The following is a 23,945-nucleotide window of genomic DNA, read 5'->3' as shown; positions in this document are numbered from 1 at the left end:
CCTCAGTCCTCGGTCCGGTCGGAGTCGGTGTCCGCTCCGCCCTCATTGTCTCGGTTTGCCGTGTTCGTGGACGTGGCGCCGGTAGAGTGCCTCAGCGCCGGAACACTCACCCCGCCCTCGGTGACCACGCTGATCTGTCGGTCCGCATCGAATGAAATGGTGGAGAAGTCTACCGGCGCTGGCACGACGTCAACCGCCTGCCGTGCCCCGAACGCTGCTACCGCCATTGCCTTTCCCTTCCTCGTAGGAGTGAGACTATGGAAAGTGGGTCGGAAACACGCCGTTGTGGTCCTCCCCATTCAATCCCTTGTTTGGTGTTCCGCAGAGTGGACGCTTATTGTGTCGGCCTTCCTTGGCCCGCTCGCGCCGAACCAGTTGAAGTCGACTCGCTTCGCGCCCATCAACTCCGGCCGTGTCGCCCCCGGCCGCCGACGCGGCAGCCGCGTCGAGAGGGCGAACACCGTGGTCGCCGTCTCGTACTCGTCGCACGGGCCGAGTACTTTGCACTCGATGCACAGCCCATCGCCGCTGGACACTGCGTGTAGGTCCAGGCTCCCCTGTGCCTGGTCGATCCGCGTTCCGCCATGGTAGGTCGTCGTCATCGTCGCGCCTTTGTGTCGAATGGGGGACGGGCGTGCCGCACGGTCCCGCGTGGGGACCTCACGAGCGGTGCCGCCTGGCACGCCCGTCCCGTATCGCCCGCCGCTACGGAGCCCGACGTCACGTAGCAGCGGGGAGCCTTTCGCTTGAGCGTCATCGGGCGTTTCCAGCTCGCGGCCCGGAAAGATCCCCTGTCGTGGCCCCGCAACGCGGACACCATCGGCTCTTAACCTTGAGCGACCACAGCCCCGCGAGGAATCCGACCAGCAACGCGGCAAGCACTGCACCAAACATGTTGACCAACCCCCTCCGGGCGCTGTTGATCATTGCTGGCACTTCCGACGGTTTTGGGGCCGATGGCCATGCTTTCGACTTCCGCTCCCGTCACAGCAGCAACACCCGTAGTCTGCACTCAGGCAAGTTGCCTGACAAGTTGCGGGGCAAATTTCCTTGAAATTTGTCCATGATGCGGGGTCAACCATCCACCCCGGGGGCGTGGGTGGCAGGATGCTCGCTATGGCTGTCCCCACCGTGCGCAGGCGCCGGCTTGGCATGGCGCTCCGCAGACTGCGCGATAGCGCCGAGATGACCTTGGAACAGGCGTCCGAGGCTGCCGGTGTCTCTGCTCCCTACGTCAGCCGGATCGAGCGTGCGCAAGTTGCCGCAACGGTGAAGGTGATCAAGGCCCTTCTTGGTGCGTACGACGCTGACGAGCAGATCTCGGCAGAACTGCTGGAGATCGCTGGCGAGGCGGGTCGGCGCGGTTGGTGGCATAGGTATCGTCGGGACAACCTCATCCCGCCGGAGTACGCGGCACTGATCCAGTTCGAGGCAACTGCATCCGAGATCCGCACGTTTGAGCCAATGATTATCCCGGGGCTCCTGCAAACGTCGGCGTATGCCCAGGCAAGGCTCGCATCGGGTCCGGTGCGCCTGACCGCCGACCGGATCGAGGCGCGTGTGCAGGTGCGCGCGGAGCGTCAGCGCATCCTTGATCGCGATGACCCGCCGGTCATCTCCGTCGTGATCGATGAGGCGGTGATTCGCCGCAACGTGGGAGGCGTCGATGTCATGCGTCAGCAACTGCTGCATGTCGCCGACGTGGCCGGTCGTCCGAACGTTGATTTCCAGGTGGTTCCCTTCTCCGAGGGTGCCTACGCTGGAACCAGCCCGTTCGTGGTCCTGAGCTTCGAGGGGGAGGGCGATGTCATCTACCTCGAAACCATGGCTGGCAACATCTACCCTGAAAGCGAGATCTCCTACTACAGAGACACCTTCGTTCGGATACAGCAAGATGCGCTCAGCAAGGATCGATCAATCGATCTCATCAGGAAAGCGGCAGGGGAGTTCAAATGATTACGTTGGGGCCGGAGTGGCGCAAATCCAGCCGCTCGGATAGCAATGGAAACTGCGTCGAACTTCGAGACAGAGGCGGCCGGGTGGAGATGCGTGACTCCAAGGACCCGAGCGGGCCGGTCCTCGGGTTCGACCACAACGCGTTTGCTGCCTTCACGTCGTCCGTGAAGGCAGGACGGTTCAACCTGTGAGATAGCTGGCCAGCAGCAGCTCTGGACGAACGGCGACTCCCGCTATGTGGGGGTCGCTGCGTGCGTTTTGGGGGGCCGCCACCCGCCGTGGTCAATCCCTAACCCACAGAGCGCGGCTCCCGGACGCCCCAGTGCTCGGCACGCGGAAGCCCTGCACGGGACGGTCGCCTCTGAACGAAGGTCTGGGATGCCGTCCCGTGCAGGGCCCGGGACCTGCCCTTGGCGGTCGCCGCGACGACGTTCCGGGAGGCGCTGCGTGGGCTTGACATGCGGGGGCGCGAGGCGCCCGCCCACACCGTGCGTCCAGTGCGAGCTGCCGGCGTACCGTCGAGGGTGGACCTTGACCGGCTCGGCCGGGCCGTCCTCGCGGACCTGGCCGACAACGCACCCGGAGCCCAGGCGGTCTGGCGCGACGGGCGCTGGTGGCACACCCCGTTGCGGCCCGCCGGCAGCGTCGAGAAGCTGCACGAACGCGACACCGGCCAGATCGTCCGGTACGTGCGGCAGCTGGTACGCAGAGCCGTGGAGCCGCCCGACCCGGCCTGGTGGGGCGAGCCGGTCGAGCACCGGCCCTGCCCGGACTGTCGGCCCGGCACCCGGCTGCGCCGTTGCCACTGCCGAATCGGTGCGCCCGGCCCCGACCCGCAGTGCTCGCGCTGCTCCGGGGCCGGCTTCGCCCCGTCGGGTCTGGCCTGCTTCACCTGCCGCGACGGCGGTCGGATCCCGGCGGCGCTGACGGTGACCGTGACCGACCTGCGCCGGGTGCGCCACGAGGCGTGGCGTCCCGTCCCGGGGGAGTCGGCCCCGGTGGTCGGCTACCAACCCAACGGCACACCCGTGCACCAGCTAGGCCCGTACTGGCGGCTGCCCTGCCACGCCGCCGCCTTCGGGGTACGCCCGGCCGACCTCAGCCGCCTTGACGAGGACCTGCCGGTCGGCCAGGACCTGCTCAACGGCACGGTGACGGGCTACGACCCCGTCGTCGAGCCGGCCCGCCAGTACGTCGAGCGGGTCGGCACCGGGTTGCCCGGAGCCCGGCTGTTCGTGCTGGCCGCCGCGCCCGACGCACCGCCGCTGACCGACCTGCTGCGGCTCGCCCACGCACTCGACCTCGCCGCCGTGCTGACCTACTGTGACCACCGCCTTGACTCGGGCGACCCGACCAAGGTCCAGGGGGAGCGGTGGGATCTCCGCCTCGCCGCCCGGGACGCGCCGCTCGGGGCGGAATCTCCGTTCTGCGCCAGCGTCGAACTGGCCGTGGCCCGGTGCGTCGAGTACCTCGACAGCCACCTGCTCGCCGCCGTTCCCCGGGAGCCGGAGCGGCCGGTGCCCGCGCCGCAGGCGGCACCGTCGCCCCCGGTGGCGGACCCGACCGCGCTGCTGCGGCGGGTCGGTCGGCACTACGCCGGGCAGCCGGTGCTGGTGTCGTTCGACCGGGCGGGTTGCCGGCTCTGGCTGGCTGAGGGGGAGCACGTCCGGTCGCTCGCCCAAGCCGCCACCCTTGACGAGGCGGTTTCTGCCCTGCGGTTTCCCAACGGGGAATAGCGGAAGGAGTCGATCGCGGCTCAGGGTGACGGGACGGCTTAGGATCGTCGGGTCGCCGGTGACGCCGGCGGCACGGTCAGGCGGCGGTGCGAGGAGCGAGGATGACCCTGTTACGGGACGTGATCGATATTCCGACCTCGGTCGGGGACGGTGACTTCGTCGTCCGCGCCGCGGAGGGTGCCGACCTGCGCCGGTACGTCGTGACCGACCAGCTGCGGGAGAATTTCGTTGAGGCACTGCGCCGGATCGGCCACGCCGTCACCACCGGCCGCTCCCAGGCGGTGTTCCTGCACGGCTCGTTCGGCTCCGGCAAGTCACACTTCATGGCGGTGCTGCGGGAGATCCTCCAGCACAACCCGGAGGCCCGCCAGGTGCGCGGTCTGGCCGAGCCGGTGCTGGCCGCTGACCCGTGGCTGCGCGACCGAAAGCTGCTCCCGCTCACCTTTCACATGCTCGACGCCCGCTCGGTCGAGCAGGCCGTCCTGGAGGGCTACCTCAACCAGATCACCGCACTGCACCCGGCGGCGCCCGTCCCCGCCGTGCACCGGTCGGATGCGCTGCTCAACGACGCCGCGCGGCTGCGGGAACAGCTGGGCGACGACGCCTTCTTCGCCACCTTGCGCGACGGCGGCGGGACGCCCGCGGCTGACGGCGGCGCGCCCGCGGCCGAGGGCGCTGGGCTCGCCGTGCTGGTCACCCAGGCCGCCGGCTGGACCCCGGACAGCTACGCCGCCGCGGCGGCGGCACCGCCGGGCACTTCCGGCCGGGACCGGCTGGTCAGCGCGCTGACCAGCACCTTCTACACCGGGGCGGTCCGCAGCGGGGAATACCTCGACCTGGACACCGGACTCGCGGTGATCACCCGGCACGCCAAGTCGCTCGGGTACGACGCGCTGGTGCTCTTTCTCGACGAGTTGATCCTCTGGCTCTCCACGAAGATCAGCGACCACGTCTTCGTCAACACCGAGGGTGCCAAGCTCAACAAGCTGGTCGAGTCGGCAGACGCCACCCGCCCGCTGCCACTGATCTCGTTCGTCGCCCGGCAGCGCAACCTGGAGGACTTCCTCGGCCCGCAGGTCGGCGGCACCGAGCGGGAGGCGCTCGCGCATGTCATGCGCAGCGTGCAGGGCCGGTTCGGCGAGGTCGCCCTCGCCGACACCAACCTGCCGGAGATCACCGAAAAGCGACTACTCAAGCCGCTTACCGACGAGGGACAGGCGGTGATCGACAGGGCGTTCGGTGCCGTGAAGGGAAACCGGGAGGTGTGGGACGCGCTGCTGCTCGGTGCCCAGTACGGCGACGCCGGCATCGGCTCCGACGCCGCTGCCTTCCGCAAGCTCTACCCGTTCTCGCCCGCCCTGGTCGCCACCCTGGTCGCGCTCTCCCAGGCGTTGCAGCGGGAACGCACCGCGCTGAAGGTGATGACCGAGCTGCTCGTGGAGCGCCGCGACACCCTCAAGGTCAACGACCTGATCGGCGTCGCCGCGCTCTTCGACCCGCTCGTCCTGCACGGCGAACTGCCGGACCGGCCCAAGCTCAAGCAGCTCTTCCAGTCCGCCCGCACCCTCTACCGGCAGAAGCTGCGGCCGATCCTGCTCGACCTCAACGGCACCACCGAGCAACAGGCCGCCGGGCACCAGCAGTTCCAGCTCGACGACAAGCTGATCAAGACGGTGCTGCTCGGCGCGCTGGTGCCCGACGTGCCGGCCCTGCACAACCTCACCGCCGCCAAGCTGCACGCGCTCAACTTCGGTTCGATCGCCTCCCCGATCCCCGGCTACGAGCGGCAGATCGTGCTCAACCGCCTGAACCGGGTCGCCGACAGCGCGGGCGAGCTGCACCTCACCAAGACCCCCGACCCGGTGATCAGCCTCAAGCTGCACACCGTCGACTACGACAAGCTGCTCGACCTGGTGCCCGAGGAGGAGACCACCACCACCGGGGTGCGGCAGCAACTCATCCGTGACCTGGTCACCGCCGAAATGGGTATCACCGGGGCCGGCGGACAACTCGGTGAGCTGCTGGTCCCGCGTCCGTGGCGGGGCCGGACGCACACCATCCAGGTCAAGTTCGGCAACATCCGCGACCCCGACACCATGCCGGCCGCCGCGCTGATCGGCACCGGCGAGGCGTGGCGGATCGTCATCGACTACCCGTTCGACCTGCCGGAATACCAGCGCAGCGCCGACCGGGCCCGAATCGAGAGCCTGGAACGCGGCTCCCGCACGGTGTTCTGGCTGCCGTACTTCCTGACCGACGAGCTGATGGGCAAGGTTGGTCAGCTGGCCAAAATCAACTATCTGCTCGGCACCGGCACGGGCGACCGGCTCAACTCCCTCGCCGCGGACTGGTCCCTCGCCGACCGGCAGCAGGGCAAGGTCTACCTTCAGCAGCGCCAGACCCAGCTGCGCGGCACGCTGCTCAGTGCGCTCATGCAAAGCTACGGGTCGGTGGCCTCGCACGGGTCGGACGTACAGGACGACGCCGTCGGCGTGTTCCACACCCTCACCGAGGGGCTGTACGTCGGTGACCCGCGCGGGGGCACCCTCGCGGAAGCCTTCCGCAACCTCACCGGGGAACTCCTCGCCTGGTCCTATCCGGGCCAACCGGCGATGCCCGACGATGAGAAGCCGGTCACCCGCGGCGAGCTGGCCAAGGTCCTGGAGTACGTCCGGCGGGCCGCCGCCGACCCCACCCGCGGCGTCACCGTCGCCAACCCGGCCGACCAGCGCACGCTGCGCCGGATCTGCAACACCCTGCGCCTTGGCGAGTACCACGACGGCCGGTACGTGCTCACCACCTCCACCTGCCGGTGGAGCCAGCAGCTACTCCAGGCTGCTGCCAACGAGGGCTACACCGACCGCTTCCCAGTGGGCGTGTTGCGCCGGCTCATCGACGAGCCCGCCGCGTTTGGCTTCGATCGCGACCTGCAGAATCTGATCATCATGGTGTTCGGGCTGGACCAGCAACTCGCCTGGTACCAGCACGAGGTCAAGATCGATGTGGCCAACCTCGCCGCGGTGCGAGACGATCTGGAACTGCGGCACCCGCCGATGCCCGATGAGCAGGCGTGGGCCGAGGCAGTCCGCCGTGGCTCGGCGATCTTCGGTGGCGTGTTGCCCGTCTGGCATACCCCGGCCAACTTGGGCGAGCTCGCCGGCACGCTACGTACGTCCGCGGCGAGCCGGCAGAAGGCGGCGGGGGAGTTGGTCAAGGCGCTTACCGTGCACGCCGACGTGCTCGGCCTGGACGTCGCGGCGTCAACCGGCCGCCTGGCGACCGCACGTCGGGCGGCCCGGCTCGTCGCCGACCTGGCCAGGGAGCGCGACGACGTGGTGCTGGTCGAGACGATGGCCCAGGCCGACCTGGGCGATATCGATGACCAGGCAGTCGGGGCGGTACTCAGCCAGGCCGAGAAGGTCAGCGGTGCGTTGGTCCAGCAGCACCAGTGGCCGGTACTCCAGGCCATCTCGGCCCGGGCCGCCCACGACCAGCAGGCCCGAGCGATTATCGAAGAGCTGCAGGATGCCGCCCGGCGTGACCAGCACGGGCAGGGCCTCGTCGACGCCCTTGGGGCGGCCGTCACCGCCTCCGCCGCACTGTTGGCCGCCGGGCCGTCAGCCCGCCCCGACGGCGGTTCGGCTGATGGCGGGACGCCCGCCGGTCGGCCTACCGGACCGGTGCCGGCACAGCCCGGACCGCGGCCGGACGACGAAGGCGTCAACCCAGCCGGCAAGCACACCGGTCGGGCCATCGACGGCACCGCCGACGGCACAACGACCAGCGGTGTCACCAACGGCACGACGACCGGCGGCGTGCCTGCCCAGACCGCCGGCCCGCCGCCGACCGGTGGCGCTATCGACCGGACGGCCGATGGCCCTGTCGCGGTGGCGCAGCACACCCGCGAGGTGACCGACTCGGCCGGCTGGGACAAGGTCGCCGCCGAGATCGCGAGCGAGGTCGGTGCCGGCCGTCGGGTCATCGTCACCTGGGAGATCCGCTGATGTGTCTGGGCCACCACACCGCAGCCGAATGGGGCGACACCGGGGGCGCGGCTGACCGACCGCGGGCAGCCACAGAGCATCGGTCGCTGTCGTGAGCGCGCCGGTCAGCGCCGCGCAGCCGGACGCCGTTCGTCGGAAGGTTGAGGCGTGGCTCGCCGAGGATGACCCGGCTGAAGCTATCGCGCTGACGGCTCGCCCGGAATGGCCCGTCGAACCGCTGTTCACCGTCGCCGGAACCCAGGTGCGGGTGGTGCCCTGCCCCACCCCGATCGCCGCCCGTGCCGCCGTGCACGACCGGGCTGACGGCGAGCGACTGGTGCTGCTGACCGAGCTGACCGACAGCGAATTGGGCGACGGTCTGCTCGCCCATCTCAGCCGGCAGACCGTCCGCAAGATCGACCCGTGGGATCTGGTCCGGCAACTGTTCGGCGGGGTGAGCGCCCTCGACCCGACCCTGGTTCGGCTCGGTCGCTGGGTCGCGAACGCGCTCACCGACTTCGCTCCGCCAACCGGATGGCCACCTCCACCCGGGGTGCTCCTCACCCGGGACCACGCGCTGCGCAGCCTTGCCGCTGAGTTACTCGACCTGCCACCCGCCGAACTCGATGACAGCGGCCTCGTGCAGTGGAGCACGCACGCCCACCGGCAGCTGCGCTTCACCACGGCGCCCGACGCCGTCGCCGAGGGGATCACCGACTACCTGACCAGCACCGCCGGCCCGGCTGCCACCCCGATCATGGCAGCCGCCCGGGCCGGGCACGGGGTGGACGCGATCCCACTGGGGTTGCTCGCCGGGCTGCTGTGGGCCAACGGCAGCGAGACTGCCGTCGAGGTGGCCGCTGCCGTCGGCCGGACCCGGTTGGAGCCACGCTTCGGCGGCCTGCGGCTCTCCCCAACACAGGCCCAGGCGCTGCACCAAGCAGTCGAGGCGTGGATCTATCGAACCGTCGACTCCGGACTCCACGGGCAGGCTGAGGCGATGCGGATGCTGCGGCGGGCCGAGGCTATCGCCGCCGAGATTGGCACCACCGATCTGCTGGGCTCGTCCACCGTCCTGCCCACCGGCTTCGTGTACCGACTGCGGGCGTTCGCCGATGCCGTACGGCTCGCAGTGCCGGCCAGCGGGTCGGCGTTGCCGGCTGCGGTCACCCGCGCCCAGTCGGCGCTCGCCGCAGTCGAAGCGCATCGTGCTGCCGACACCCGGCGGACGGAGACCGCGCGCATGGCCGTGCGGCTGCTGCGCTGGCTGCACGCCGTGGATGGCCCTGCGCCCGCCACCCTGCTGGACGCGGTGCATCGGCAGGTCCGTCAGGACGGCTGGGTCGACCGTGCCCGGCTCGACGTCTTCGCCGGTGACCCCGATCTGCAGGTCGCCGAGGCATACCGGCTGTTGCACGAGGCCGTGGACGCTCGCCGGTCCCGTCACGACCAGCAGTTCGCCACCCTGCTCGCCCGCGAGACGGCCGCCAACGCGGAACCGGGCGCGCTGCTGCTCGTCGAAGACGTGCTCGACCGGGTGGTCCAGCCGATCCTCGACCATGGTCGTCAGGTGTTGCTGCTCGTCCTCGACGGCATGGGTGTGGCGGCAGCCACGGAGCTGGCCGAGTCGGTCACCCGTAGCGGGGCCTGGGTGGAACTCACCCCCGTAGGTGGGCCACGGACCGGTGTGCTGGCTGCGCTGCCCACGGTTACTGAGGCCAGCCGGTGCAGTCTGCTCAGCGGGCGAATCACCACCGGTGGTCAGCGGGCGGAGCTGGCGGCGTTCGCAAAGCGGTGGCCCACCGGGCGGTTGCTGCACAAGAAAGCGGTGCGGGCCGCTGCTGGCGCTGCCCTGGACCCGGAGGTGCTGGCCGCGCTCGGCGATCCGGCGATCCCGGTGGTCGCCGCCGTGATCAACACGATCGACGATGCCCTCGACCGCAGCGACCCGGGCACCACGGTCTGGGGCAAGGACACCATCACCGCCGTCGGTGACCTGCTGGCGTCGGCTGCCGACCGAACGGTTGTCTTGGTCTCCGATCACGGGCACGTCGTTGACCGAGGGCCCGAATCGGTCGTGCTGCCCAGCGCCAGCAGCGAGAACCGGTGGCGGACAGGCAGCGGGCCGGCCGGCGCCGACGAGGTCGCGGTGAGCGGCGGCCGGGTGGCGCTCGGCGGCGGATCGGTGGTCCTGCCATGGCGGGAGGAGGCGCGGTACGGACCGCGCAAAGCGGGCTACCACGGCGGTGCCGCACCGGCGGAGGCCGTCATTCCGCTGCTTGTGCTGACCACGAACGACGACCAAGCCGTACCCGGCTGGGCCGGTGGCCCGGTCGCCAGCCCCGACTGGTGGCGGGAACCGCTGGCCGAGGTGATGGCAGCGCCGTCCGACTCGGCTTCGCCCGCCAGCAACCGACACCGGCGCCCCGTCGAACCACAGGCCGAGAGCCTGTTCGACCTGGATCCAGCGCCCGCCCCAGCAGCCGCGGCTCCAGCACCAGACCCCACTCTCCCTGACCTGGTGCCGGCGCTGCTCGCCAGCCCCCGCTACGCCGAGCGGCGCAATCCCCGAACGCCGCTGGCAGACGAGCGGGTCGCCGCGCTGCTCGGCATCCTGCTCGCCGGTGGTGACCGGGCCGCCCTCGACACCCTCGCCGCTCGGGCCGGAGTACCGGCGCACCGGATCACCGGCACCATCACCGCGCTGCGCCGCCTCCTGCAGGTCGAGGGCTACCCCGTCATCACCATCGACCCCGATGGCCGTACCGTTCACCTCAACCGGGCGCTGCTGGTCGAGCAGTTCGAGCTGGAGCCGTAATGCCCATCGAGATCTCCGCCCGCCGCCGTCGAGACATCGTTGACGCGTTGCGCCGCGGCGTCGTGCCGAGCAGCGGGCTCGACGCGCTCGCGGTCGGGCTGGACCGGTTCACCGCCGCCCTCGACGACGACCTCGACCGGGTTGCCGGTGGCGGCAGCGTGTTCAAGGCCGTCCGTGGCGAGTACGGCTCCGGTAAGACCTTTTTCACCAGGTGGCTGGCCGAGCGGGCCAAGCGCCGCGGTTTCGCCGCCGCTGAGGTGCAAATCTCCGAGCTGGAAACGCCGCTGCACCGGATGGAGACCGTCTACCGACGGCTGGTCGAGCACCTCAGCACCGAACAGTTCTCGCCCAGCGCGTTCCGGCCCGTACTCGATGGTTGGATCTTCGCGCTGGAGGAGGACGCCCTCGCCGGCGGGGTAATCGCCGAGGATGACGCAGCGGCGCTCGACCGCGCGGTCGGCGACCTGCTGGAGCGCCGACTTGGCGAGATCTCCCGCAGCACGCCCGGCTTCGCGGCGGCGCTGCGCGGCTACCGTGCTGCCACCGCCACCGGCGACCACCACCTCGCTGATGGCCTGGTGGCTTGGCTCAGCGCTCAGCCACATGTCGCCGCCGCAGCACGTCGGGCCGCCGGCGTGAAGGGCGACCTTGACCACTACGCGGCGCTGAGCTTCCTGCGTGGACTGCTGACTGTCCTGCGCGACAGCGGGCACCAAGGGCTCCTGCTCGTGCTCGACGAAGTCGAGACGCTGCAACGGGTACGCTCCGACGCCCGGGACAAGGCGCTCAACTCGCTACGCCAATTAATCGACGAGATACACGCCGAGCGCTTTCCCGGTTTGATGGTCGTCATTACCGGCACCCCGGCCTTCTTCGACGGACCGCAGGGAGTGCAGCGCCTCGCGCCGCTCGCCCAGCGGCTCGCCACCGACTTCGGGCCAGAACAACGCTGGGACAACCCACGCGCCACGCAACTACGGCTGCCCGGCTTCACGGCCGACGCGCTTGTCGAGCTCGGTACCCGGGTGCGCACGATCTACGCCAGTCCAGCGGTTGAGGCTCGAGTCAACGATGACTACCTCGGCATCCTGGCCCGAGCCGTCACCGGTGCGCTCGGCGGACGCGTCGGCGTAGCCCCCCGCATCTACCTGAAGAAACTGGTCGCGGAGGTGTTCGACCGCGTCGACCAGTTCCCGGACTGGGATCCGCGCCGCCACTACGAGCTGACCCTCCGCGCCGACGACCTGACCGAGGTCGAGCGCAATGCCGCCGCCTCGGCGGACGACATCGAACTGCCGATCTGACATGCTGTCGGACCTCGACCCGGTCGTCCTGCACCATGTGGTCAACACCCTCGGCTGGCGCGACCTCCGCCCGATGCAGCGCGCAGCCATCCCCCCGGTGCGCGGAGGCTCGGATGCCCTGCTCCTCGCTCCGACCGCCGGCGGCAAGACCGAGGCAGCGCTGTTTCCACTGCTCACCCGGATGGCGGAGCAGCGCTGGACCGGTACGTCAGTGCTCCATCTCGCCCCGCTGAAGGCGTTGCTCAACAACCTGCAACCCCGGATTGAGCAGTACGCCGGTTGGCTCGGCCGTCGAGCTGCCGTCTGGCACGGCGACGTCAGCGCCGCACGTCGGCGTGCCGTGCTCTACGAACAGCCCGACATTCTGCTGACCACCCCCGAGTCGCTGGAGTCCATGCTGGTCAGCACCCGGGTCGATCACCGGCTCTTTTTCGCCGGCCTGCGCGCGGTCGTCATCGATGAGGTGCACGCCTTCGCCGGGGACGACCGCGGGTGGCATCTGCTGGCCCTGTTGGAACGACTGAGCCGGATAGCCGAGCGGCCGTTGCAGCGGATCGGGTTGTCCGCTACCGTCGGCAATCCCATTCAGCTCCTGACCTGGCTCCAAGGCTCCGGGGCAGACAGTCGTCCCGCGCAGGTGGTGGCCCCGGATCCGGTGACGGTGGCCGAGCATCCACCGCCGGGTGACATCGAACTGGACTACGTGGGTTCCCTATCCAACGCGGCGCAGGTGATCGCAGGGCTGCATCACGGGGAGAAACGCCTGGTCTTCTGCGAATCTCGGCAGACTGTCGAAGAGCTCGGTCAACTGCTGCGGGAGAAGGGGATCACCACCTTCCTCTCCCACGCGTCGCTGTCGACCGAAGAACGTCGCCGCGCCGAGCAGGCGTTCAGCGAGGCGCGGGACTGCGTCATCGTCTCGACCAGCACACTTGAGCTCGGCATTGACGTCGGCGACCTGGATCGGGTCATTCAGATCGACGCGCCTGCCTCGGTCGCCTCCTTCCTGCAACGCCTCGGCCGAACCGGCCGTCGCCCCGGAACCAGCCACAACTGCCTCCTCCTGACCCTCGACGGGGAAGCGCTGGCCGAGGCGGCGGCGCTGCTGCTGCTCTGGTCCCGCGGCTGGGTGGAGCCAGTGACCCCGCCACCCGAACCGCGGCACATCGTCGCCCAACAGATCCTTGCTCTCTGTCTCCAGGAGCGACGAGTTGGCGACCAGCTCTGGACCCAGGCGTGGAACGGACTCGGCCCGTTTGGCGAGAGCGCCCGACCGATCGTCCGCCACCTGGTCGAGCAGGGCTACCTCGACTGCGACGAGAACATGCTGTTCATCGGGCCCATGGCCGAACAGCGCTTCGGTCGTCGGCACTTCATGGAGCTGACCGCGGTCTTCACCGGGCCTCCGGAGTTCACGGTGTTGGTCGGGCGCGAGGAACTCGGCCGAATCGATCCGAGCCTGCTCACCGAGGAGGTCCGAGGCGACCGCCGACTGCTGTTGGGCGGCCGCAGCTGGCGTGTCACCTACATCGACTGGCGCCGGCGACGGTGCTTTGTGGCGCCGGCTGACGCTGGCGGACGAGCGCGTTGGCTCGGAACCGGATGGGCCGGTTTGAGCTTCATGCTGGCCCGTACCGTCCGCGAGGTGCTACTCGGTGGAGTTCCTCCGGTGAAGCTGACCAAACGAGCGTCGCACCGGCTTGCCCGGGTGCGTGAAGAGAAGCTCCACCTCGTGCATCCCGGCGGGAACGTCATCGTGCGTAACAAGGGCGGCGACCTACGCTGGTGGACGTGGGCAGGATTTCGTACCAACGCAACCCTGACTTCGACGCTCAGCCAAGTGGTCGATCCAGCCGAACGGTTCGACGACCGCAGCATCCGCCTACGAGAAGATTTGACGCCACCGGAGTGGGCTGCGGCAGCAGTGACGGCGGGTGAGCGACTCTGCCTCCCGGAGATTGACGAGAAAGCTCTGGAAGGGCTCAAATTCTCCGCTGCACTTCCCAAACGGCTCGCTGAAGCCACGCTCGCGGCTCGCTCAGCCAATGTCGAAGGTGCTACCGCCATCCTGCACCAATTCACCCGCTTCACATTCCTAGCCTGAGCCCGCCCAGCAGCCGTCCCAGGACTCCGGCAAGTGGGTGTGCGCGTGGCACCCGCTGCTACCGGCCATCAGCCACGGTCACCGGTTGTCGAGCTGCATCCACCGGTCCGGCTGTGCGAGCGGATCGAAGCCGAGCTTGGCGTACACGCCGTGCGCGTCTCTGGTGGCCAGCAGGATGCGGTGTACGCCGAACTCCGCGAGATGGTCGCGGACCGCACCGGTGAGCCAGGTGGCCAGCCCACGTCCGCGCACGGCGGGATCGATGTAGACATCGCAGAGCCAGGCGAAGGTGGCCCGGTCGGTCACCGCCCGGGCCACGGCTACCTGGCGCCCGTCCTCCGGCCGGTAGACGCCGAAGCCGATCGAGCCCGCGAAGGCGCGCTCCACGGTCGCCCGGTCCCGCCCTTGGGCCCAGTACGCGTCGGTGGAGAGCCAGTGGTAGACCAGGTCAAGGTCGAGCCGCTCGGTCGCGGTGCTGAGCAGGTAGCCATCGTCTCGGGTCAGGGTGATCATCGGCCCGATGCTAGTCGCCGCTTTCTGCCGCTCCAGCAGCCAATTCCTTCGTCCTGGAGTCCGTCCGATCCACCGGCCGCGCCACCCCCACAGGGCTATGGAGTATCAACTGACGGCCGGGGTGGCTCCCGCCTCTCGGGAAGGGTGAACTCGGGTGGCGGGTCACCCAGTTGCAGGATCTGCCGGGCCCGGACCTGGGCTCTGGTCGCCGCGCGTACTCGACGGCCAAGGGCCTCGATGCCGTCGCCGTCCCGGGGCGATGAGGTGTCCGTCTGGGCGGCAGCGAGCCATTCCTCAACGTCAGACGCCGTCTCTCCGGCTAGCGTGGCTCCCGCCGCGGCGTCGCGCGCGTGGCCGAGTAGCTGGTCCGCCAGCGCTTCGGCGCGCTCGACGAGGGCGGTTGGCGTGTCGGGGAGTTCGAGGTCCCAGAAGGCGTTGGTCTCTCCGCGAACGATCATCGCCGAGTCGGGTGACATCGGTGCGGCGCCTCTGCGGGCGGGTCCGGTACACAGCGAGTAGTACCCGGTCGACGGCTTCATGATGGCGACAAACGCGTTGGACGCATGCGCCGCGGAGATGCGACCCCACTCGCCGGTGCGCCGGTAGCGGCGGACGGCCGCCGCCCAGGATCCGGCGGGCGCGGTACCCACGGTTCGGTATATGGCCCGCATGGCCTCAACGTCGAGGTGGCCGTGGTGGGCGTCGGCCATGCGGCGGAGGAACACGTTGCGGTGGTAGCTGTTCCAGTAGGCGAACTGCATGCCGGCGACGAGTAGCTCGTCGGTGCTCATGCGTCCACTGAGCCATTTGAGCAGCATGGTCGGCGACTTGGTCATCCCACGCGGTGTGGCTGGCCGGTAGCCGCCCTCCCGGTCCCAGAGCCAGCTCCCGTCGGGGGCCCGCCGCATCCATTCGCTGCGGACCGCGTCGGGGTGCATCGCACTGTTGTTGGCATACAGGAAATCGCGTTCACCGAGCAGGCCCGCTTCACGGACCGCGGCGGGATCGTCTCGCCCTTCGATGATGTACGCGTAGTCGGCGTCGGCGTAGAAGCCGCCCACCGTCGCCTGGTCACCACGTCCGACGTCACCGATCGGCCAACTCTGTTCCATCTCGCGGGCGTCGTGGGCGGACGTGGCGTAGCGGAGGAGGTGCCAGACCGATGGCGTGCGTCGCAGGCCGTATCCCCAGGAGCTTCGCGGTTCGAGGAACTTCGGCCCGCCGCCGTGGTGGACGTAGGCCAGCCCGGATCGATTCATGCCGGGGTGGCCGAAGAACCAGTTGGGACCGACGGTCGGTAGTGTGCCGGCCGCGCTGAAGATGGTGTGCACGAATGGATGGCCGTCGTCGGGGAAGGCTGCCACAGTTACCTGGTACGAGAGTTCGTGATCACCAGTGGCTGCGGCGACCAAGGCACCGTCCGGCGTGGAATCCCCCCAGGCCGCGAGGGACGTGCAGGCGATCGGGGGTAGTTCGGGTAGCCCGGAGGAAGCGTCGAGCCAACTTGTGGCCGGTGGCCGGTGCCCCACCCACAAGTCCATGATCGATGCTCGGTCGAGCCTGACTCCTGACTCACGCGCGCCGGCCACCCACCCGTCGACGAATCGGCCCAACCAGGGCAGGTGTTCGCCGTGGACGGCCTCCCACCGGCCGACCTCAACACGCTCGTCGGCGGTGAGCCGACGCACGCCGTACCGGAGAATCCAGCGACCGAAAATAGCCGCGATCTGTCGGGCGTACTGCGCGCCCATCTCCTCGTCGCTGCCCCGCAGGACGACCACCGGCGTGATGGCGGGAACCAGGGGAACCCCCTGGCAGCGATCGATCTCGGTGCCCGCCCGCTCCAGGACGGGGAAGCGGTCTGTCGCGTACTCACCGCTGCCACCGGCGACCAGTGCCTCGATGCGGTCCGCGAGGCGTTGTCCCTCGGTGAACGCCTGCCGTGCGCGTTTCAGCGCGGCGGTGTCGCCGGTCGCCCGAGCGCGTTCGGCGTGCCACCTGGCCTGGCCGAGCAGGACCGCGGCGGTGTCGAGCTCGCGAAGACGGCGACGGGTGAGTGGGTCTTGCGGATCCGCCTGGCCGAGGGCCACGTTGACCCTGCACAGGGTCGCACGGAGGCGGTCCCGGCGCCGGTAGAGCCGAAAGATCGGCGCGTTCCTGGCCGCCAGCCTGACCGAATCGAGCATTCCTGGCCGGTCAGCCATCACCGTTCGCCTCCCACCGTGCCTGCAACCCGCCCAGCTCCACGTCGAGAAAGCGAAGGAACCTTACCGATGCTTCGAGGTCGGCGGTGATCTCGGTATCGGCTCTGCTGCCCCGCAGGGCGATCCCCTTCTCCAGCAGGTCACACAGCGCAGAGTTGAATGCACGAAAGCGGTCGACGCCGATGTCGGGCCCCAGCCGTGCCCGGAAGTAGCGTCGCCGTTCACCCGGCCGGGTGCGCTCACTGATGCGATTCGTCTCCTGCAAACGGCGTAGGCCCGTGCTGACGGCGGCCTTACCGAAGCCAAGCGTGGCCACCAGGTCCTCGAAGGACAGCTCGGGCTCAGCCGACATCAGCAGCAGCCCGTAGATCCGCGCCGAGCTGGGCGGGAAACCCGAGCGTTCGAGGAACAACCCGATCGCCTCGACCCACTCCTGCTGGGGCGGATCGAGCTTCACCGTCGGGCTTGTTTGGTTCGGAACCATACGAACAAAATAGGTGTCGACAGCCGGTGGGTCAACACACGACGGGACCCCCCGACCCGAGTAGGCGGCCCTACCTGAGGTCTTCCCGTGCCATGGGGAGTGGGGGAGTGGAGGGCACTGGGATGGCGATCTGCCGTGGGTGGGTTGCTTCCCACCGATGACTATGTGAGGATCTTGGGGTCAGCCCAAGGGCGGAAGGGGGTGCGTCGATGTTCACCAGTACCTGTTCCGCGCCCCGCCGCCCACATCGCTGACCTGCAGTGCGGGGCGCCTCCCATTGATCTGAGGAGAGATCGTGACCGCACGTTGCAACAACATCTGCGTCGACTGCCGCGACCCGTACGCTCTGGCGGGCTTCTGGGCCCAGGTCTTCGGGTGCCTTCGGGAGGCCCGCCCCGGTGACTCGGAGGTCATCCTGCGGCCCGAGGGCGATCCGGTACTGCTGTTTCTGGCCGTTCCCGAGGACAAGACGGTCAAGAACCGCCTGCACCTCGACCTGGAGCCAACCGATCGGACCCGGGCCCAGGAGGTTGCCCGCCTGATCGAGATCGGAGCGACGCACGTCGCCGACCACACCCGCCCGGACGGCTCAGGCTGGATCGTGCTTGCTGACCCAGAGGGCAACGAGTTCTGCGTCCTGCGCAGTGCCGCCGAACGCCTTCAGCGCGACTGAACAGCAACGTGCCGCATGTCTCGTGCCCCTTGGAGGCCTGCGGGCGAGCGTTGCTGGGGTGTCCCCGTGGACTCCTCGGTGTAGGCGGTAAGTGACGGTCCGGCCCGGCGCGTCCCTGCGCGCCGAGCCGGACCTTCGTGCTACGGCAGCGGCCAGTGCCGTCGCGGTCGGTCCCACCCACCTGGTGGGGAGGCGGGATCCAGGTTCAGGACCGCTGCTCGACCTCCGCCCGGATCTCGACGAAACTGGACCTCGCCGTGCTGGCCGACGCGGAGAACATCACGATCATCCCCACGCTGCCCTCGTCGGCCCAGGCGCAGACCCCGAGCGGGATGTTCGAGGAGCTACCGTCGCCACACTTCGCGACGCCGCCGAGCGGGCCGGCGGAGATCGTGGACACCTTGCGAACGTTCAGGTCCGACGCCAGCGCCTTGACGGTGGCGTCCAGCTCCTGGGTCGGGTTGAGGACGAAGCCCGAGGCGGCAGCGACCATGATGATGTCCTCATCCTCGAAGCTGCCGTAGAAGGCCCCGACCGTGCTGTTCCCGCTGCTGACCTTGGCTTCCAGCTCCTCCACCAGCTCGTCGGCGAGCGCCTTCAGCTCCGAGTCGGTGCTCCTGGACCGACCGTCGAGTGACTTTGGTGCGACGAGGCGGATCTGCGGTTCAGGGCTGGGTTCGGGGCTGGGCTCGGCTGAGGGGGTCGGTTCAGCACTGTCGGCGGCTTGCGGCGTTCCGGTCGAGGGCGGGGCGGCGGCCGGGGGCGGCGCCGGGCTGTCTCCGCCGGAGCGGGTGAGGTAGGCGAGGCCGCCCAGCGAGAGCAGGAGCAGACCGGCCAAGCTGAGCGAGAGCAGCAGGGTGAACCGTGCCGGCCGCCGCGACGCCGGCGTCTCCGAACCGGACGCGACAGCAGGGCCACCTGTCTCCTCTGGTTGCCGAACGTGGTGGGCCATGGCGGGCTCGACTGGGGGGATCGGTGGGATGGCGCTCTGCACCTGGGTCGGCTGCTCGTCCCTTGTGGCCGACCGCGAGGGAGAGGCTGGTGTGGCGGAAGGGGGTGGGGTGGAGACCGGGGCCGACCAGGAAGGCGGGGCTGGTGGGGAGCCGAGCGGGGGCGGTGGGGAGTCGGGCGGGGGCGGGGGCCGCCAGCCGTCGGGTCGCGGTTCGGGGGGCTCCGGACGCGCGTGCCGGGCTGCCCGCGGCGGGGAGGCCGGCGGAGGGTAGCTGGGCCGCGCACCGTGCTCCGGTGGGCCAGACCAGGGATCGACCGATGGGGACATGACATCGCCTCCAGGCGAGGGTGCTAGCCGGTGATGCTAGCCGGTCGGAGACCGGGTCCACGGCACCGACCCCATCGGGTAGAGCTGATCGCGCCTGGTTGGTAGGGGATATTGTCGCGGAGCATGGCGAACAGGACGTCGGGCGGCGATCACCCGCCAACGCCACGGGCCGTACCTGCCCTGCGAGCCGAAGGACTACCGATCAGCGCGACCACCCGCCGACTCAACATGAACGTCAGAACCGCACGCAAGTACGCCCACGCCGTCCCATCAAGGCTTTGATCAGCCCGAACGCGAGCAGTCGACTCAGCGTCCTCGCCCATTCCACTCCTACCTACGGCAACACTCACCGACGGCATCCACTGCACCGCCGACCTGCACGGTGACATTTTTAGGTAGAGCTACCACACCGAACGCTAGGAGAGGCTGACGGTGAGCAGACGCGTCCACCATGAGGTCATGACGAGCTGACGGGCCGTAGCGGCAGCTCGCCGATGGATTCCACATCAAGGGGTGTGGTCAGACCCGACAGTTCGACCAGCCGGATACCGTCGCCGTCACCGTCCTCCAACCGGATCCACGGGTCCTCACCCCCGAGGAGTGACTGCCAGGCCGCACGTGTTGCCCCTTGAACCGTGATGTGGACCCGCGCGACCGCGGTGGCTCCATTGGAATGCACGACCCGCTTCGGCCGGGCTGACGGCCGGTAGGCGGACATTGCGAACGGCAGGCTCGGGTCCTGCGGCACGGCGAGCTGCCAGCGCAGGGTGACGCCGTTCGGGGTTACCCTGCGCATGTTTAGCGTGCGGCTCATCGGCACGCCCGCGGCGACGAGCCGGTCCCGTTCGGCGCCGATCGACTCGTCGTCGGTCTCGAGGGCCACATCGATCCACGAACGGTCCCGTTCGGCCCACCGTTCCACCCGCCGCCGCATGCCACGGCCGCCGTACAACTGGACCGCCCACCGTCGTGGTGGATGCAGCCGCGGCACCTGAATCAGCTCGATAAACGGACCAGTCTCAAACCAGATCAACGCGTTCAAACTGCGCTTGGGTTGCCGACCGTGTACGACCGTGAAGCCAGCCTGCTGAAATGCCCGCACTGCGGCGTGTATGTCGTCTACCCGGTGCAGGATATGGCTGCAACGCATGGGGCCTCCTCTGAAGTTTGGTTAGGCTATCCTAACCAAGATGGTGGCATGTGTACACCAGCGCTCTGGCGTGCTCGTGAACCCGCCTGCACCACACTCGCCCAGTGTCTCCACAATCAACTCACGGAGTAGTGCACCCGCCGCCGCGCGAGCCGGACGTGACCGCCCTGCCGCCGCATGGAGGTGGTGGTCTCGGCACCGGTAGAGCCGAGAGATCGGAGCACACTGGGCCGCTCACCCGACCGGGTCAGGCATTCCTGGCCGGCCGATGGTCGTGTCCGCTGCACCGGCCCAACCGGCTAACGACGAATCGCGGTGGCCGCCCGAGGGCAGCCACCGCGATCATGGGGAAGAGTCAGGCCGGGAGACTGGCGACACCGGCCGGCAGGAACCGCTTGCCGGTGACCCGTTCGGTGGTGCCGGTGCGGTCCAGGTACGGCGTGACGCCGCCCAGATGGAACGGCCAGCCGGCGCCCAGGATCAGGCACAGGTCGATGTCCTGCGCCTCGGCGACCACGCCCTCGTCGAGCATCAGCCGGATCTCCTGCGCCAGTGCGTCGAGCGCGTTCTGCCGGACCTGCTCGGCGGTGAGCGGCTGGTCGCCGACCACCAGCAGGTCCGCCACCTCGGCGTTGATCTCGTCGTCAACGACGATCGGCTTGCCGGCCTCGGCGATCCGCTTGAGGTTCTCGCTGACTCCGAACCGGTCCGGGAAGGCCGCGTGCAGGATGCCCCCGACGTGGTGCGCCACTGCCGGCCCGACCAGCTGGAGCAGCGCCAGTGGACGCATCGGTAGGCCCAGCGGATCGAGCGCGTTGTTCGCCACCTCCAGCGGGGTGCCGGCGTCCACCGCGGCGAACACCGTGCCCAGGAAGCGGGTCAGCAGCCGGTTGACCACGAACGCGGGCGCGTCCTTCACCAGTACGCTCGACTTCTTCAGCTGCTTGCCGACCGCGAACGCGGTGGCCAGCGTGGCGTCGTCGGTCTGCTCACCCCGGACGATCTCCAGTAGCGGGAGCACGGCGACCGGGTTGAAGAAGTGGAAGCCGACCACCCGCTCTGGGTGCTCAAGCCCTTCGGCCATCGCCGTCACCGACAGCGACGACGTGTTGGTGGCCAAGACCGCCTCGGGCGCGACGATCTTTTCCAGCTCGGCCCAGACCTGCTTCTTGACGTTGAGGTCCTCGAAGACGGCCTCGATGACGAAGTCCGCGTCAGCGAAGACGGACTTGTCGACCGACCCGCTCACCAGGCCGTACAGCCTGGCGGCGGTGCCCTTGTCCATCCGGCCCTTGCTGACCGACTTCTCGATCTGCTCATGCACGTAGGCCACGCCCTTGTCGACCCGGGCCTGGTCCAGGTCGGTCAGGACGACCGGCACCTGAAGACGGCGGGCGAACAGCAGCGCGAGCTGGCTGGCCATCAGGCCGGCACCGACGATGCCGACCTTGGTCACCGGCCGGGCCAGATCCCGGTCGGGTGCCCCGGCCGGACGCTTGGCCCGCCGCTGCACCAGGTCGAACGCGTAGAGTCCGCTGCGCAGCTCCGACGAGAAGATCAGGTCGGCCAGGGCCTCGTCCTCGGCGGCGGTGCCGGTGGCGAAGTCCGTCTCCTTGGCCAGGCCGAGTAGTTCCAGGGCCCGGTTGGCGGAGGGGACGGCGCCGTGCAGGCGGGCATCCAGGGTCTGCTTGGCGAAGAAGAGGACGCCGTCCCACATCTCCCGGTCGACCTCGGGCCGGGTCACGGTGTGCTCGCCGCGGATCACGCCAGCCGCCCACTCCAGGGACCGTTCCAGGAAGTCCGCCGGCTCCAGCAGGACATCCGCGAGGCCCATCTCCGCCGCCTGCTTCGGCTTGAGCATCTTGTTCTGCATCAGTGGGTTCTGGATGATCACCTGGGTCGCCGCCGGGATGCCGACCAGGTTCGGCAGCAGCTGGGTGCCGCCCCAGCCCGGGACGATACCGAGCGAGACCTCGGGTAGGGCGAGGGCTGCCGCGCCGGCCGACAGCGTTCGGTAGTGGCAGTGCAGGGCCAGCTCCAGGCCGCCGCCCATGGCCGCGCCGTTGACGAAGGCGAAGGTCGGAACGCCGCTGTCCCTGAGCCGGGCGAAGACCCGGTGGCCGAGCTGCCCGATCTCCAGCGCCTGCGCGCGGTCGGTGAGCAGCGGCAGACCGGTGAGGTCCGCTCCGACGCAGAAGATGTAAGGCTTACCGGTCACCGCGATGAATGCCGGCTTCGCCGCGTGCGCTGCCGTGATCGCCTCGTCCAGGCTGGTCAGGCCCCCCGGTCCGAGGGTGTTCGGCTTCTTGTGGTCGAAGCCGTTGTCCAGCGTGATCAGGGCGGCGGGGCGGTCCAGTCCCGGTACGTCCACCAGCCGCAGCAAGGCTTTGGTGACGACCTCGTTCGGTGCCGCGAGGCTCACTGTGCCTCCTCCAATCGTGACTGTGGGACGCACCGGCTCGACTCGTTGTTCGCGCTCACTTGGCTTCACCCTCCCAGTGCGGGTTCTCCCAGATCACGGTGCCGCCCATGCCGATGCCGATGCACATGGCGGTGAGGCCGTAGCGGACCTCCGGATGCTCGGCGAAGTGCCGGGCGAGCTGGGTCATCAGCCGGACGCCGGACGAGGCGAGCGGGTGGCCGATGGCGATCGCGCCGCCCCACGGGTTGACCCGCGGATCGTCGTCGGCGATGCCGAAGTGGTCGAGGAAGGCGAGTACCTGGACCGCGAACGCCTCGTTCAGCTCGAACAGGCCGATGTCGTCGATGGTCAGGCCGGCGATGCGCAGCGCCTTCTCGGTCGACGGGATCGGGCCGACGCCCATCACCTCGGGCTCGACGCCGACGAAGCCGTAGGAGACCAGCCGCATCGCGACCGGCAGACCCAGCTCCCGTGCGGTCTCCTCGGCGACGAGCAGGCTCGCCGTGGCACCGTCGTTCAGCCCCGCCGCGTTACCGGCGGTGACCTTGCCGTGTGGGCGGAACGGCGTCTTGAGGGCGGCGAGCTTCTCCATCGAGGTGTCGCGCGGCGCCTCGTCCACGGTGGCCAGGCCCCAGCCGGTCTCCGGGTCCCGGACCGCCACCGGCACCAGGTCGTCCTGGAGCTTGCCGTTGGCGTACGCCTTGGCGGTCTTCTGCTGGGAGGCGAGCGCGAACGCGTCGGTGCGCTCCTTGGTGATGTGCGGTACCCGGTCGTGCAGGTTTTCCGCGGTGGCCCCCATGACCAGGGCGGACTGGTCAACCAGTCGCTCCGCGATGATCCGCGGGTTGGGGTCGACTCCCTCGCCCATCGGGTGGCGCCCCATGTGCTCGACCCCGCCGGCGATGGCGACGTCGTACGCGCCCATGGCGATGCCGCCGGCGACCGTGGTTACCGCGGTCATCGCGCCCGCGCACATCCGGTCGATGGCGAAGCCGGGCACGGTCTTGGGGAGGCCGGCCAGGAGCGCGGCGGTCCGGCCGATGGTCAGGCCCTGGTCGCCGATCTGGGTGGTGGCGGCGACAGCGACCTCCTCGACCCGCTCCGGTGGTAGCTGCGGGTTACGGCGCAGCAGCTCGCGGATGCAGCGGATCACCAGGTCGTCGGCGCGGGTGTTGGCGTACATGCCCCCCGCTTTGCCGAACGGGGTGCGGACGCCGTCAACGAAGACGACATCCCGAACTTCACGGGGCACTTGAGCCTCCTAGCCGGATAGCCGGACTGGGCGTTTTCTCGGATGCTACTTGTCAGTAACCAACTGG

Annotated in this window: 16 protein-coding genes and 1 pseudogene; 8 read left to right on the top strand and 9 right to left on the bottom strand. The window is 69.4% G+C overall.

The genetic code is table 11. The annotated features are described in order from the left end of the window. Positions 1 to 2: 2 nt before the first annotated feature. Complete coding sequence (tgmA, locus tag SALPAC6_RS0111110) at positions 3 to 227, bottom strand: putative ATP-grasp-modified RiPP (RefSeq protein ID WP_018253487.1); 225 nt, start codon at positions 225 to 227, stop codon at positions 3 to 5. A 72-nt stretch (positions 228 to 299) separates the two neighbouring features. Beyond that, the gene (locus SALPAC6_RS25760) at positions 300 to 602 is read right to left on the bottom strand and encodes a hypothetical protein (protein WP_018253486.1); all 303 of its coding nucleotides are present in this window, start codon (positions 600 to 602) and stop codon (positions 300 to 302) included. 514 nt (positions 603 to 1,116) lie between these two features. On the opposite strand from SALPAC6_RS25760, the gene SALPAC6_RS0111100 reads away from it, so the two are divergent. From SALPAC6_RS0111100 to SALPAC6_RS0111070, 7 genes and pseudogenes are all read left to right on the top strand, one after another. After that, positions 1,117 to 1,956 (top strand): helix-turn-helix domain-containing protein, encoded by an 840-nt coding sequence (locus SALPAC6_RS0111100; protein WP_018253485.1) that lies wholly within the window; start codon positions 1,117 to 1,119, stop codon positions 1,954 to 1,956. Beyond that, on the top strand, positions 1,953 to 2,147 hold the full coding sequence (locus tag SALPAC6_RS26900) for a DUF397 domain-containing protein (RefSeq protein WP_026189553.1): 195 nt from the start codon (positions 1,953 to 1,955) through the stop codon (positions 2,145 to 2,147). The genes SALPAC6_RS0111100 and SALPAC6_RS26900 overlap by 4 nt, the downstream gene beginning before the upstream one ends. Positions 2,148 to 2,348: 201 nt before the next feature. Continuing rightward, positions 2,349 to 3,692: pseudogene (locus SALPAC6_RS25755) on the top strand (hypothetical protein); the annotation flags it as partial. Positions 3,693 to 3,793: 101 nt separating this feature from the next. Next, the gene (locus SALPAC6_RS0111085) at positions 3,794 to 7,696 is read left to right on the top strand and encodes a hypothetical protein (protein ID WP_018253482.1); all 3,903 of its coding nucleotides are present in this window, start codon (positions 3,794 to 3,796) and stop codon (positions 7,694 to 7,696) included. 91 nt (positions 7,697 to 7,787) lie between these two features. Continuing rightward, positions 7,788 to 10,493: a BREX-2 system phosphatase PglZ gene (pglZ, locus tag SALPAC6_RS0111080; protein ID WP_018253481.1), complete on the top strand. Its 2,706-nt coding sequence runs from the start codon at positions 7,788 to 7,790 to the stop codon at positions 10,491 to 10,493. Further along, on the top strand, positions 10,493 to 11,797 hold the full coding sequence (brxD, locus tag SALPAC6_RS0111075; protein WP_018253480.1) for a BREX system ATP-binding protein BrxD: 1,305 nt from the start codon (positions 10,493 to 10,495) through the stop codon (positions 11,795 to 11,797). Before pglZ ends, brxD begins: the two co-directional genes overlap by 1 nt. Before the next feature lies 1 nt (position 11,798). Further along, positions 11,799 to 13,901, top strand: coding sequence for a DEAD/DEAH box helicase (locus SALPAC6_RS0111070; protein ID WP_018253479.1), 2,103 nt, complete (start codon positions 11,799 to 11,801; stop codon positions 13,899 to 13,901). A 78-nt stretch (positions 13,902 to 13,979) separates the two neighbouring features. Here SALPAC6_RS0111070 and SALPAC6_RS0111065 read toward each other — a convergent pair whose 3' ends face one another. The 3 genes from SALPAC6_RS0111065 to SALPAC6_RS0111055 form a co-directional block, all read right to left on the bottom strand. Then, complete coding sequence (locus SALPAC6_RS0111065) at positions 13,980 to 14,414, bottom strand: GNAT family N-acetyltransferase (protein ID WP_018253478.1); 435 nt, start codon at positions 14,412 to 14,414, stop codon at positions 13,980 to 13,982. Positions 14,415 to 14,509: 95 nt separating this feature from the next. Beyond that, complete coding sequence (locus tag SALPAC6_RS0111060; RefSeq protein WP_026189552.1) at positions 14,510 to 16,618, bottom strand: hypothetical protein; 2,109 nt, start codon at positions 16,616 to 16,618, stop codon at positions 14,510 to 14,512. Then, positions 16,611 to 17,075 (bottom strand): GbsR/MarR family transcriptional regulator, encoded by a 465-nt coding sequence (locus tag SALPAC6_RS0111055; protein ID WP_026189551.1) that lies wholly within the window; start codon positions 17,073 to 17,075, stop codon positions 16,611 to 16,613. Before SALPAC6_RS0111055 ends, SALPAC6_RS0111060 begins: the two co-directional genes overlap by 8 nt. 322 nt (positions 17,076 to 17,397) lie before the next feature. Here SALPAC6_RS0111055 and SALPAC6_RS0111050 point away from each other — a divergent pair, with 322 nt between their 5' ends. Then, positions 17,398 to 17,775 (top strand): VOC family protein, encoded by a 378-nt coding sequence (locus tag SALPAC6_RS0111050; RefSeq protein WP_018253475.1) that lies wholly within the window; start codon positions 17,398 to 17,400, stop codon positions 17,773 to 17,775. Between the two features lie 205 nt (positions 17,776 to 17,980). On the opposite strand, the gene SALPAC6_RS0111045 is transcribed toward SALPAC6_RS0111050, so the two are convergent. From SALPAC6_RS0111045 to SALPAC6_RS0111030, 4 genes are all read right to left on the bottom strand, one after another. Continuing rightward, on the bottom strand, positions 17,981 to 18,727 hold the full coding sequence (locus tag SALPAC6_RS0111045) for a hypothetical protein (RefSeq protein ID WP_018253474.1): 747 nt from the start codon (positions 18,725 to 18,727) through the stop codon (positions 17,981 to 17,983). Between the two features lie 784 nt (positions 18,728 to 19,511). Beyond that, positions 19,512 to 20,204 carry a VOC family protein gene (locus tag SALPAC6_RS0111040; RefSeq protein ID WP_018253473.1) on the bottom strand — a complete coding sequence of 231 codons (693 nt, stop codon included), beginning with the start codon at positions 20,202 to 20,204 and terminating at the stop codon, positions 19,512 to 19,514. 355 nt (positions 20,205 to 20,559) lie between these two features. Beyond that, on the bottom strand, positions 20,560 to 22,626 hold the full coding sequence (locus tag SALPAC6_RS0111035; RefSeq protein WP_018253472.1) for a 3-hydroxyacyl-CoA dehydrogenase NAD-binding domain-containing protein: 2,067 nt from the start codon (positions 22,624 to 22,626) through the stop codon (positions 20,560 to 20,562). 55 nt (positions 22,627 to 22,681) lie between these two features. Then, on the bottom strand, positions 22,682 to 23,878 hold the full coding sequence (locus SALPAC6_RS0111030; RefSeq protein WP_018253471.1) for a thiolase family protein: 1,197 nt from the start codon (positions 23,876 to 23,878) through the stop codon (positions 22,682 to 22,684). Positions 23,879 to 23,945: the final 67 nt, after the last annotated feature.

This window comes from Salinispora mooreana (genome assembly GCF_000379065.1).
GTDB classification, from domain to species: Bacteria; Actinomycetota; Actinomycetes; order Mycobacteriales; family Micromonosporaceae; genus Micromonospora; species Micromonospora mooreana.
The sequence above is the reverse complement of the archived record's forward strand: the minus strand, read 5'-3'. Positions and strand labels throughout refer to the sequence as shown.

Excerpts from the sequence above, each read along its gene's own strand:
- tgmA (WP_018253487.1), bottom strand. The coding sequence starts at position 227 with ATGGCGGTAGCAGCGTTCGGGGCACGGCAGGCGGTTGACGTCGTGCCA.
- SALPAC6_RS25760 (WP_018253486.1), bottom strand. The coding sequence starts at position 602 with ATGACGACGACCTACCATGGCGGAACGCGGATCGACCAGGCACAGGGG.
- SALPAC6_RS0111100 (WP_018253485.1), top strand. The coding sequence starts at position 1,117 with ATGGCTGTCCCCACCGTGCGCAGGCGCCGGCTTGGCATGGCGCTCCGC.
- SALPAC6_RS26900 (WP_026189553.1), top strand. The coding sequence starts at position 1,953 with ATGATTACGTTGGGGCCGGAGTGGCGCAAATCCAGCCGCTCGGATAGC.
- SALPAC6_RS0111085 (WP_018253482.1), top strand. The coding sequence starts at position 3,794 with ATGACCCTGTTACGGGACGTGATCGATATTCCGACCTCGGTCGGGGAC.
- brxD (WP_018253480.1), top strand. The coding sequence starts at position 10,493 with ATGCCCATCGAGATCTCCGCCCGCCGCCGTCGAGACATCGTTGACGCG.
- SALPAC6_RS0111070 (WP_018253479.1), top strand. The coding sequence starts at position 11,799 with ATGCTGTCGGACCTCGACCCGGTCGTCCTGCACCATGTGGTCAACACC.
- SALPAC6_RS0111065 (WP_018253478.1), bottom strand. The coding sequence starts at position 14,414 with ATGATCACCCTGACCCGAGACGATGGCTACCTGCTCAGCACCGCGACC.
- SALPAC6_RS0111060 (WP_026189552.1), bottom strand. The coding sequence starts at position 16,618 with ATGGCTGACCGGCCAGGAATGCTCGATTCGGTCAGGCTGGCGGCCAGG.
- SALPAC6_RS0111045 (WP_018253474.1), bottom strand. The coding sequence starts at position 18,727 with ATGGCCCACCACGTTCGGCAACCAGAGGAGACAGGTGGCCCTGCTGTC.
- SALPAC6_RS0111040 (WP_018253473.1), bottom strand. The coding sequence starts at position 20,204 with ATGCGTTGCAGCCATATCCTGCACCGGGTAGACGACATACACGCCGCA.